The sequence below is a fragment of the Phnomibacter sp. genome (assembly GCF_036803085.1).
In the GTDB taxonomy this organism is placed as follows: Bacteria; Bacteroidota; Bacteroidia; order Chitinophagales; family Chitinophagaceae; genus Phnomibacter.
The window spans coordinates 707,853-719,892 of sequence record NZ_DAIRUZ010000002.1; the positions used below are offsets into that span (position 1 = coordinate 707,853).

The 12,040-nt window shown below is 49.1% G+C and carries 12 protein-coding genes; all 12 read left to right on the forward strand.

The annotated features are described in order from the left end of the window. Nucleotides 1–19 precede the first annotated feature (19 nt). The 12 genes from V7Q13_RS06745 to V7Q13_RS06800 all read left to right on the forward strand — a co-directional run bounded on the left by V7Q13_RS06745 (nt 20) and on the right by V7Q13_RS06800 (nt 12,028). Entirely contained in the window at nt 20–760 is a 741-nt protein-coding gene (locus V7Q13_RS06745; protein WP_333799917.1) for a TylF/MycF/NovP-related O-methyltransferase, read from the forward strand. A 2-nt stretch (nt 761–762) separates the two neighbouring features. Beyond that, complete coding sequence (locus V7Q13_RS06750) at nt 763–1,599, forward strand: class I SAM-dependent methyltransferase (protein ID WP_333799918.1); 837 nt, start codon at nt 763–765, stop codon at nt 1,597–1,599. Between the two features lie 5 nt (nt 1,600–1,604). After that, nucleotides 1,605–2,867: a glycosyltransferase gene (locus V7Q13_RS06755; RefSeq protein ID WP_333799919.1), complete on the forward strand. Its 1,263-nt coding sequence runs from the start codon at nt 1,605–1,607 to the stop codon at nt 2,865–2,867. Further along, entirely contained in the window at nt 2,864–3,736 is an 873-nt protein-coding gene (locus V7Q13_RS06760) for a glycosyltransferase family 2 protein (protein ID WP_333799920.1), read from the forward strand. The genes V7Q13_RS06755 and V7Q13_RS06760 overlap by 4 nt, the downstream gene beginning before the upstream one ends. Further along, nucleotides 3,736–4,761, forward strand: a complete 1,026-nt coding sequence (locus V7Q13_RS06765; protein ID WP_333799921.1) for an exostosin domain-containing protein — start codon at nt 3,736–3,738, stop codon at nt 4,759–4,761. Before V7Q13_RS06760 ends, V7Q13_RS06765 begins: the two co-directional genes overlap by 1 nt. Nucleotides 4,762–4,805: 44 nt before the next feature. Beyond that, complete coding sequence (locus V7Q13_RS06770; RefSeq protein WP_333799922.1) at nt 4,806–5,837, forward strand: glycosyltransferase family 2 protein; 1,032 nt, start codon at nt 4,806–4,808, stop codon at nt 5,835–5,837. A 36-nt stretch (nt 5,838–5,873) separates the two neighbouring features. Further along, complete coding sequence (locus tag V7Q13_RS06775; RefSeq protein WP_333799923.1) at nt 5,874–6,641, forward strand: FkbM family methyltransferase; 768 nt, start codon at nt 5,874–5,876, stop codon at nt 6,639–6,641. Between the two features lie 53 nt (nt 6,642–6,694). Continuing rightward, nucleotides 6,695–7,969: a glycosyltransferase gene (locus tag V7Q13_RS06780; RefSeq protein WP_333799924.1), complete on the forward strand. Its 1,275-nt coding sequence runs from the start codon at nt 6,695–6,697 to the stop codon at nt 7,967–7,969. 585 nt (nt 7,970–8,554) lie between these two features. Next, the gene (locus tag V7Q13_RS06785) at nt 8,555–9,613 is read left to right on the forward strand and encodes a glycosyltransferase family 4 protein (RefSeq protein WP_333799925.1); all 1,059 of its coding nucleotides are present in this window, start codon (nt 8,555–8,557) and stop codon (nt 9,611–9,613) included. Continuing rightward, complete coding sequence (locus V7Q13_RS06790) at nt 9,610–10,308, forward strand: DUF1919 domain-containing protein (protein ID WP_333799926.1); 699 nt, start codon at nt 9,610–9,612, stop codon at nt 10,306–10,308. The genes V7Q13_RS06785 and V7Q13_RS06790 overlap by 4 nt, the downstream gene beginning before the upstream one ends. 14 nt (nt 10,309–10,322) lie before the next feature. Then, entirely contained in the window at nt 10,323–11,153 is an 831-nt protein-coding gene (locus V7Q13_RS06795; protein WP_333799927.1) for a glycosyltransferase family 2 protein, read from the forward strand. After that, nucleotides 11,075–12,028, forward strand: a complete 954-nt coding sequence (locus V7Q13_RS06800; protein WP_333799928.1) for a class I SAM-dependent methyltransferase — start codon at nt 11,075–11,077, stop codon at nt 12,026–12,028. The genes V7Q13_RS06795 and V7Q13_RS06800 overlap by 79 nt, the downstream gene beginning before the upstream one ends. Nucleotides 12,029–12,040 lie beyond the last annotated feature (12 nt).

Here is a 12,040-nt window from a genome sequence, read left to right on the forward strand (position 1 = left end):
CGCATTGCCAGCTGATTCAATGCAACAGCAGGCAAACATCCGCTCCTTTAACAGAACAGACTACCCCGATTTCGAAACCTTTCATACCAACATTATTGAAAAGGTTTTTCCATACACCATGACTTCCCCCGAACGATTGTATGCACTCATCAATGCAGTGAAATACATCGTAGAAAATAAACTGCCCGGCGATATGGTGGAATGTGGCGTGTGGCGTGGCGGCAGCATGATGGCTATTGCAGAAACCCTGCTGGCATTGGGTGATACAAGCCGCCATTTGTACATGTATGACACTTATGAAGGCATGAGTGCTCCTTCAGATCACGATAAAGATTTTGGCAACCAGGCGGCGGCTGAATTGCTGCAACAAACTTCCGTGGGTACTTCGTACGACAATATCTGGTGCTATGCTTCTTTGGAAGATGTACAGGCCAATTTGCAATTGACGGGCTATCCTGCAGCACAATTGCATTTTATAAAAGGCCCCGTAGAAGAAACCTTGCACCAGCATGCGCCGCTTCATCCGCATATTGCCATGCTGCGGCTCGATACCGATTGGTACGCCAGTACCAAAGTGGAAATAGAACAACTGTATCACCAATTAGTGACGGGTGGTTTTATGATAGCCGACGACTACGGACACTGGCAAGGTGCCCGTCAGGCCATTGATGAATATGTTGCTACACTACCGGCTGCACCTTTTTTGCACCGCGTAGATTATACCGGCAGAATGATGCAAAAACAACCTGACTTTTCTTAGCAATGACCTTACTCAATCTTGGTTGTGGCCAACGCTTTCATCCCGATTGGATGAATATCGATTTTGTGAGTCATGCACCCGAAGTAATGGCACACGATCTCACTACCGGTATACCCGTACCGGATAACCGTGCCGATGCCGTGTATCATTCGCATGTGCTGGAGCATTTCAGCAAAAGCAACGGAGCAGCTTTTATACAAGAATGCTTTCGGGTGTTAAAACCCGGTGGTGTGTTGCGGGTGGTAGTGCCCGACCTCGAAGCACTGGCCCTGCAATATGTGCAGGCATTGAATGCCTTTCGCCAACAACCCGATGCAATGAACAAAGCCAACCATACATGGGCTACCATTGAAATGATTGATCAGCTGGTACGTACCCAAAGCGGTGGCGATATGATGGCTTACTGGAGTCAGCCACAGATCCTCAACGAAACTACATTGGAGCAAAGGCTGGGGTACGAATTTACCACATGGCGTAAAGCATATTTGCAAAACCAACAGGCCTCTCCTGTAAACAATTACCGTATTAAACATGCATCGCCTTCATGGCGTCAACGCATCAGCATGCATTGGAAAAATTACTGGCTGCACCGTTGGGGCATTGCTGCATCGCAACTACCCGATATGCTGTTTCAACAGTCGGGCGAAAAACATTTGTGGATGTACGATGCCGTTTCGCTGCAGCAACTGCTGGAGCAGCAAGGCTTTGAAGCCATCACACAAACAGATGCCTTTCATAGCCGCATTCCGCAGTGGAACAAGTATCAAATGCTGGATGTAGAAGCAGGTGTTGTTCGCAAACCCGATTCGCTGTTTATGGAAGCCCTGAAGCCATTGTAGCGCCTATGAAAGTGGTTCATGTTTGCCTCAACAAAAATGGCGGCGCTGCCGCAGCAGCCTGGCGTTTGCACCTGGCCTTGTTGCAAAGCGGTGTGAACAGTTGGTTTTATACACTCGAACCCCGCGGTGCCGAAGACCCTGCACAACAATGGATCTGCTGGAAAGAACCCAAATACAATTGCTGGCAAAGAATAAAAGCCTACAGCATCCGCAAATACTGGCAATGGCAAACAGCCGGCAGCAGAAAAGAGTTGCATACAATGGCAGTTACCTATGCGGCGCTGCTCCCCGGCATAACAGCAGAAATGGTTTCACTGCCCGATGCGCAAAAAAATATTTTGGAAGACCCCCTGTTGCAGGATGCCGACATTATTCACCTGCATTGGGTCGCCCTCTTTATCAAACAGCATGAGTTTTTCCGTAGGGCCCGTGGCCGCTATGCCCTCTGCTGGACACTGCACGACCTCAACCCCATCAGTGGCTTATTTCACTACCATTACGATGTGAAACGCAATCCGCAGGCTGCCCTGTTAGAACAAGAAGTGGTGGCATTTAAACTGCGATGTATGCAAGAGTATGGGCAGTCAGTTGTAGCCATTGCACCCAACACCTGGATGCAGCAGCAAATACAGCAGTCGGATTTTGCCGCACACATGCAGGCGGTTAACATTCCTTACTGTTTGCCCAAGCAACCTGCCGCACCTGTAACCCGCTTACAAGCCCGCCGGCAATTGGGCATCGATGCTCATCAAACAGTGCTGCTGGCGGTGGTAGAAAGCACAACCGTGGCCCGCAAGCAAACAAACCTGATTTATGAAGTGGCGCCACAATTCCCCAATATTCAATGGGAAATTGCCGGGCATTATACCAACGGCACACTTGCCGGCAGCAATATGCGGTTGCATGGTTTTATCAGCAACAACAGCTACATGCAACTGCTCTACACTGCTGCCGATGCTGTGGTTATACCCAGTGCCGAAGACAACCTGCCCAATGTAATGCTCGAAGCCTTTGCCTGTGGCACACCTGTACTCAGTTTTGCCGTTGGCGGCATGCAGCAATATGTGGTGCCCGGGCTTACCGGCTACACCAGTACCAACATGAGTGCCGAAGGACTGCAACAACTCATTCAGCAATGGCTTGACGCTCCAGAAAAACCCGAAGCCAACGCTATCCGCCAATTTGCACAGCAGCATTTTGATGCACAACACATTGCTCAGCAACACCAGCAGCTGTACCAGCAATTGCTGACAACCTTACCATCATGAACCCCTTTCCGAAAATATCCATCATTACCCCCAATTACAATGGCGGTGCCTACCTCGAAGCCACCATTCAATCGCTGGTAAACCAGCACTATCCCAACCTCGAATACATTGTGATAGATGGCGGCAGTACCGATCATTCAATGGAGATCATCAACCGCTACAGGCAGCACATGACGCATATTATCAGCGAACCAGATAATGGTTTGTACCATGCTATTCAAAAAGGGATGGCCCTGGCTACCGGCGACATTATGGGCTGGCTCAATGCTGACGATATGCACCACCCTAAAAGCTTGTTTACCCTTGCCGAAATATTTACCAGCTTTCCGCAGGTACAGTGGCTCATGGGCAATCCTACCTACTTCGACGAAAAGGGCCGTACCATTCACTGCTATGGCATGGCCCGCATTTGCAAATATGACTACCTGATGCCCCGGGGCGGCTGGCTGCAACAAGAATCTACCTTCTGGACAAGAGCCCTTTGGGAAAAGGCCGGCAGCCGCATCAGCCAGCAATACAAATACGCCGGCGACTTCGAACTCTGGAGCCGCTTTTTCGATCATGCACAGCTATGTATTACCGATACCTTGCTGGCAGGCTTCCGCTACCGCTCCAAGGCACAGCTCACCCTCGAACACTTTGACGACTACGTAAATGAAGTGAACGAAATCATCCGGCAAAAAAAACTGACACATACTACGAGCCGGTTTACACTATACAAAACACTGAAAGCTTTGAATCGCTTATTGGCTCGCTTAAAAATAGTCAACACTGCGTTTTTTGACCTTGTCATTCGCAGCAAACTGGGCGTCAATAATCCGGTGATCAGTTTCGACCGCAGCACACAAACGTATAAACTGAGCCAATAGTGGTATACCGTATTTATAGTATCACCGAAGGCATCCCGGCAGCTTTGCTGTCGGAAATTTTTGTGTGCACCGATACGTATGCCCTGACGGCTAACCCCGAAGAAGCCGACTTTTTTGCCTACCCCACCCATTATCAGGTGGCGTATGATTATACCGCTGTTGATTTTTCACAGCACAATGTTGCGGCGGATATTCAACCGCTCATTCAGCAACGGTTTCAGGAATTAGAGGCATTGGCAGCCCGGTGCAACAAAAGAATCATTGCCGTGTACATCCGCGACAATGCTAAACCTTTGCCAGCGGAACATGCCATTGTATTTCGCACTTCGCTTACGGCTTCGGGCAGGCAGCGCAACGAATTTGCCTTTCCGGCCAACGGGCGTCCATTACTAACCAATGGTCAGGCGTTTCCCGAATTTCTGCCCTGGCAAAAAAAACCTGCCGTAAGCTTCAGAGGACAAGCAGCGCCGGAACAGCTGCCACGCAACGAAGCCTGGCGCAACTATTTTAACCTGCTGGCGCAGCAATGGGGTTGGAAAAAACGCTTTCCCATTCAGTACAACTTTGGCTACCTGCACCGGCGCAATGCCTTGCATTATTTGCAGCAATCATCCAATATTCTGCTGGACTATCAACTAACCCAGACATCAGATATTTTTAGTGAAAATTCCCGCATGGCCTATGCCCGCAACCTGTTGCAACATCCGTATGCATTGTGTGTGAGCGGTCACGGCAATTATTCTTTCAGGCTTTATGAAACCATGGCCGCAGCCCGCATACCGCTGTTTGTAAATACAGACTGTGTATTGCCGTTGGAAGAAAAGATAGACTACAGAAGGCTGTTTGTGTGGGTAGAAGCCGATCAGCTGCATCAGATAGTCCCAACCTTAATGGCCTATCATTTTACATACCAGGACAATGCTTTTATGCAACAGCAACAACAGATACAAAATACCTGGCTAGAGTATTTGGCTGGCAATAACTATTACCGGTGTATGCCATTGTATTTACAACACTTCAGGTAACTGCAACAAACAGTGTTCAGCCAATACCATCATCATACATTCCCATGCAATCAGCTCCTTTTGTATCCATAGTACTGTTTTGCTATAATGCCGAAAAATTCCTGCGAAAAGCCATCGACAGCTTGCTGCAGCAATCGTATCAGCATTTTGAACTCATTATTATTGAAGATTGCTCTACCGATGGCTCAATGAGCATCGTAGGCAGTTACACCGACCCCCGCATCGTACTCATTTGCAACGAGCAGAACTCCGGTATTGCCTTCAATCGTCAGTTGGCGCTATCCGTAGCCAAAGGCAAGTATATATTTTGGATGGACAACGATGACATTGCTGCAACAGACAGAATAGTCAAACAGGTGGACTGTTTTGAACAGCATCCGGAAGTAGTGCTGTGCGGAACAAGTGCTGTTATCATCAATGAACACGATGAACAACTGCGTGAAATAACTTATCCCGCTACAGATGAAGCCATCAAGGCAGGCATGTTTTTTGGATTTCCGTTTATGAGTCCTTCTGTAGGCATACGCATGGCAGCAGTAAAGCCGGCTCATGTCGAAGCCCTGTCGCTGGTAAATCAGGCCGACGACTACACATTGTATAGTATGTTGATGGATACAGGAAGCTTTGTCAATCTTCCGGATAAACTCTACTACTATCGGGAACATACCGATCCCAACCGCATTACCACCAACCCCGCAAGAGGCGCCGATATAGTAGCCGGAAGAAAAGTAGCGTGGAATATTCAGCTGACAGCAAAAGGGCTTCGGGCTGATGATGCAGTGCTGAGCTTGCATGACAAGCTTACTTATTATCCTCAATTGATTTCCCTGGCAGATCTGCAACATACAAAGGCATACCTGACATTGTTGCTTGAACTTTACCAGCGAAGTGCCCAACTTTCGATAGCACATAAGCGAATTATAAAGCAACACATAAGCAGATCAATAGCTAATCTGCTGCTTGCAGAACTGCCCTTTTCAGATAGGATTCAATATCAACTTCGTTTTGCCAGCTGGCTTTCATTTAAGCAACATGCCAAAATTGCGCTTAAACAAATACTGAGAAAAATTGCATGATAGCTTTACTCGAAAATCATTACTTCACAAACCCACATGAAACATTTCATCTATCGCTTTTTACAGGCCAACATGCTCTTTTGCCTGCGGCTGTATGCCATGGGGCAGCGCAAGCTAAACATTATACAAGCGGGTGCCAATGATGGCAAATCCATCGACAACATGTTTCGGCTCATCACCCTGCCCAAAAGCCATGCCATTGTATTGGAGCCGGTGCCCCATATATTTAGCCAGTTGAAAAAAAACTATGCGGCTTACCCACAGGTGAGGCCTATGCAAATAGCTGTGGGCGATAATGATGCCATCAGCAGCTTACCCTTTCATTATTTAAAACCTGTACCCGGCGAACCCTTTTTGGAGATGTACAATTTGTGGGGCTCTTTTTCCCGGCAGCATCTGGAAAACTTTCGGGGCAATGTGCCCAATTTTGATACGCTTTTTTGTATGGAAGAAGTGCCTTGCCTCACCATCAATGCACTATACAAACAATCGGGCTTTGAACAACTCAATATTTTGGCAACCGACACCGAAGGATACGATGGAAAAATCATTGACTCGGTAGATTTTGAAGTGGTGAGACCACACATCATTTGGTTCGAACATTATCACATTCCAAAACCGGAACTCATTAGGTTAATCTTAAAACTTCGAAAAGAAAACTATCGTTGTTATTCATTAGGCTATGATACCCTTTGTGTGCACCGCCGGGTTCAATGGGCAGATGCCCTGCTGCGTTTCATGAGATTTGTACATCCCAACTGGTACCTGCCACCAAACTGTAGTGCCGAACTGAAAGCTGCGTAAAACCAATTTTCCGAACTTACAAGCCTTACAACAAGCTATTGCAGCAAACCACCATGGCAGCCCAACTGATACTCATAAGTGATGGCAAACCGTCTATCAACGGTGCCGGTATCAGCCAAACGCTGGCCAACCTGCTGGATGCTTACCCCGGAAAAATAACCTGTGTATGCGCCGATACAGAACAGCGCAGCCCAATGCCCGGCGAATTGCTCATGACCATTGCATATTATTCCACCGGGCCCTGGCGTTGTTGGAGCAACCGGCTAGGCCATTGGGTAAACCCCTACCTGTTGCGAAAGCAACTGCAATGGATGATGCAGCAGCCATTGGATACGACGGATTTACCGGCACCCACAGCAGCCACCGTACTGGTAAGTACCACTGTAGCCCACAAGTTGCTGTATGCTTGGCGCCTCTTGAAAGCCGGCTACACCGTACTTCCATACTTTATGGACGACTGGATGGCAAATGATACCCGGCAATGGAATCACCGTCGCCAATGGTACAACATACACCTGATTACCAAAGAGCTGTTGCAGCATGCACCCGCCTGGCTCATGATCAGCCGCCAGCTGGCCAACACCCTCCGCCACCGCTACAACCTCCTCCCCAAACCCACCCTCATCATCCACAATCCGGCACCCAGCATCGAGTTTGCAGCCAACAATTTGCAGTTGGCAAGGAGTACGGTTGCTGAAGATGATCTTTCCTGCAAACTGCAAACCGCAAACTGCAAACTACAAACCACAAACCGCAAACTCGTTTACGCCGGCTCCATCTGGCCCATGCATGCCGATGCCCTCATCGCAGTGGCCAAAGCCATTCACCTGCTGCAGGCACAGGGGCAAACGGCCTATGAACTCACCATTTATACCAGCGAAGCCCATTGGGCGCAATACCGCTTGCAGCTCACCGGCCCCGGGGTGCAGTACGGCGGCTGGAAGCCCTACCACGAAATACATGCCCCACTGCAACAAGCGTGGCTATTGGTATGCACCGCCAGTTTTGCGGAGGCCCACCAGGCCTATAGCCGCAGCAGTGTACAAACCAAACTCACCGATTACATGGCCTGTGGCAAGCCCATCTTATTCGTAGGTCCCGCCGACGCTGCCAGCGGCGCCTTTGTAGAAGATTACGACTTGGGCTTTACGCTGGCCACGCAGGTACCGGCAGATATAGCCGAACGCTTGCAGGTCATTGCCCGCATGCCCGAACAAGACCACCGCAAGCAGCTCAACACCTTGCACGAAGCCCGCACCCGCTTCAGTAAGGCTTTGGTACAACAGGAGCTGTATGCGTTTTTGAAAAAGATTTCTTCCCGGCTGTAGATAGCCTGCCCCGCCATAAGCGGGGAGTGCCCGCAGGGCGGGGTGTCTTCTCCCCCTCCTTTGGTGGGGTGCCCTTCAGGGCGGGGGAGGTCAAACTATAAATGAACATAAAATCATCTCACCCACCCCTCAAAACCGGTTCTATGCCTGCTGGTTCCCTTCCCCTCCACAGGAGGGGAGTTGCAAAACCGGTCGCAGCTGGCCAGCATTAGCTTCCTCCCCTCCTGCGGAGAGCCCGCCCCGCCATTAGCGGGGGGTGCCCTTCAGGGCGAAGAGGTTTCCTCCCCTCCTGCGGAGGGGTGCCCGCAGGGCGGGGTGGTTAAATCAAAACAGAATCAGCACCCATCTCACCCACCCCTCGCAGCCGGCTTCATGCAAGCCTGTTCCCTTCCCCTCCACAGGAGGGGAATTGTGAAACCGGCCGCTACTTGCCAACGTTTACTTTCCCCCCTCTTTCGGAGGGGGTGCCCTTCAGGGCGGGGGAGGTCAAACAACACCCAACCCACACCCTAACATTTAACATCCAACATCTACCATCTGTCATCCACCCCCACCATCCTCTTCGTTTGCACCGGTCTTGGCGGTGTGCACCGTGGCTTTGAAACACACATCCACGACCTGGCCACTGTGTGTATGCAGGCCCCCGATCGCCGTTTCAACGTGGCAGTCGCCTCCGCATACAATGTGCCCAACAGCACATACCCACACAAAAAGTTGTTGGCCATTTCCCGAAACAACAGGTGGTTACAACACCTCACCAGCAACCTCCACACCCAATTCCATACCGAGCAACTCAGCATATTATTGCCGCTGTTGCTGCACATCCATCGTATCAAACCCCGCGTAGTGTATTTAGGCGAATACCAATTGTATTGCTGGTTGTACAAATGGCGCCAGCTGTTTGGCGGGCAATGGCAACTATGCCTCCACACGGGTGGCCAGGCTATGCCCGGTCTGTTTGTACCAGGCAAAGACTGGGTGCACCATGTAACCGACCGTTTTGTAGCATCCTGCCGGCAGCAGGGCTTTCCCGATACACATCAATTTGTTTTGCCACACCTCATCACCGAACAACAACCCGTTGTGTCGGCTGCACTCGCCAACGTTCAGGCGGCAGCCCATGCACCCATTGTGCTCAGTGTTGGCTCCCTCGACGAATCAGTTAAAGGCATGCTATCGCTCCTGAAAGCTTTGGCGCAATGCGGCAAGACTGTTTTTCCAATATTGCTGGGAGAAGCTTCACCAGAAACACCAGCCATCGAACAATATTTACAACAACATTTTGGCAATGCTTACTACCTCGGAAAAGCCACACAACCAGAATTAGCTGCCTGGTACCAGACAGCCGATTTGTTGGTGTCCAACAGCAAAGCAGAGTCATTTGGTTTGGTCATGCTGGAAGCCATGCTGCAGGGCACGCCTGTCATTTGCCATCCATGGCCAGGGGCTCGTTGGGTATTTCAAGATTATGCTGCCTACTTTACTTCATCAGATATCGTAGGCATTGCGAAAACCATCTCCCAACATGTACAGCGAAAAAATCCGGCCATCTCTGCAGAACTACGCACCTATGTGCAACACCGGTTTGGCACATCATTGGCAGCACAATACATCACACAACTCAACAAGATGCTCACGGCATGAAATACGGTCCCTCTTTTTGGAAACGCCAATTCCGGATGGCCAAACGCAAGCCAGCAGTTGCATGGCTACGACACCAGCTGTGGTCGGAAGAGGTAAGCATCATCAGCAATGATTGTTTCGGCGGCGAGTATTACCGCCTGCTACAGTTGCCTTACAACACACCCTTCGTGGGGCTGATGCTCATGGCACCTTGTTACATCAAACTGTTACAGCACTTTGATGAGTATATGGAACAACCGCTTCATTTTGTGAACGAGTCCAAATACGCATCCCTCAATGTCCATCGCCAAGCCAATCCTTATCCCATAGGCATGCTCAACGATGTAGAGATTCATTTTCTGCATTACCACACTGCCGAAGAAGCAGCAGCTAAATGGAAACGACGTTGCCAACGCATCAACAAACAGAACATGCTGATCAAGTTTGCAGGTGAAAAAGATTTTGCAACAGATGAACATTATGCAGCGTTCAGCAAGCTGTCGTTCAGCAAAAAAATCAGTCTGGGTACCATGCCCCGGCCTGCAACAGAATCCTGCTATCACCTGATACCAGGCCTTACTTTTGATGGGGCCGCAGCATTTCATGTGGCACTAAAACACCTGTATCTCCCGGCACTCATCCGCACAGGAAAAGGATATCCTGAAAACGATTGGCAAAAATGGCTCACCCGCTGGATAGCGTGGAGCCTGCGCTGACATGAATACGACTTATGCCTGTTCAATATTCAATTGTCATCCCAACATACAAACGCAACCACCAGCTGGCACTATGCCTGCAACGCTTGCAGCCAGCGGCACAATCGCTGGAGGCAAGTTTGTATGAGGTGATTGTAACAGATGATGCAGCCGATGCTGCAACGGAACAGTTATTGCTCACTCAATTTCCCTGGGCCACATATACTGCCGGACCGCACAGAGGACCAGCGGCTAACCGCAACCATGGCGCAAGTTTGGCCATCGGGCAGTGGCTCGTATTTACCGACGACGATTGCCTGCCCGATGCGCAATGGTTGCAGGCCTATGCCGACGCCATTGAATTGCATCCCGATTGCAAGGCTTTTGAAGGCGCCATCCTGCCCGACGATTGGGCGCTACTTAAAAAAGACATGGCCGAATGCCCCGTCAACACCGAAGGGGGCTGCTTTTGGAGTGCCAATATCATGGTTGCCCAATCACTGTTTCAAGAACTGAGTGGCTTCGACGAACAGTTTGCCATTGCCGCACAGGAAGACCAGGATTTACAATGGCGCATTCAACAACAACACGACATTGTATTTGTGCAGCCGGCAACAGTGGTACATCCGGTGAGGAGGATTTCATTGCGTAATAAACTCAGTGCTATTCCCGCTGGTATATCAAATTGGTGGAAGTTTTCGCTGAAAAAACAATCTCGCTATATGGCTCTGTTGTCTGGTATACAAAGCCAGTTTGCTGCCTGCATTGCCAATCTCAAAGCCAGAAAATGGCAGTCAGCTGTCTTAAATATAATTACGCTTTTACTACTATTGCCAACACTTCTCTTTCACTCCAAGCACAAATAATGGCTTCTAGAACATTCCAATGGATTTCAAGTACTGACCCACAAAACAAACTGCAACTGGAGCAGCTGCACCATCGCATGATGCAGTTTTATGCAAATGAATCAACGAGAGATGGCTATCAGGTACTCATTCCAACTAGCGAAAACACAACTCCAGCAGACCCTGTTTCAATTGCCTTTCTTCATTGGTTTCAACAACAACAATTTTCAAACATCATTGAAGTCGGTTGTGGCAATGGCAGAACCTTTAACTACTTACAACACCTGATGGCAAATGGTACCTATACTGGCATAGAAGTAGATGAGCAGTCAATAACAAGAAATCAACAAAAATGGCCGCAGCAACATTGGATTCAGTCTGATGCCTACACTTTACCAGTGACGGACGAATTTGCTGACCTCATTTTTTCCATGTACGTTGTAGAACACTTGGTTTACCCAAAAAAAGCCTTAGACCTGATGTATCAAAAACTCAAACCTGGTGGCATAATGGCATTGGTATTTCCCGATTTTACATGTACCAAGCGGTTGCCTTCTCAACAATTGGGACTGAGTTTGCTGCAGTCTGCAAAACGAAAATTACAAAAGCTAAGGGTTTTCGATGCTATCATAAGTATCTACGACAGCAGGGTAAGATTGCAAAAAGCGTTGAAGAAGATAGCGCTACACCCTGGTCAATTTATCATCAATACTGCACCGGCCTGTTTACACGCCACCAAACAACAAGTTTGGCCAGATTATGATGCCGTATATATAGCAAGTAAAAGCGATGTAGAACATTGGGCAATGCAAGTAAATGGCACCATTGAATACCCAATGGGTAAAGAAGCACCGTTTGACGAACATAGTTTTATAACCATTCAAAAGCCAGCCTGATTTAAATAGTGC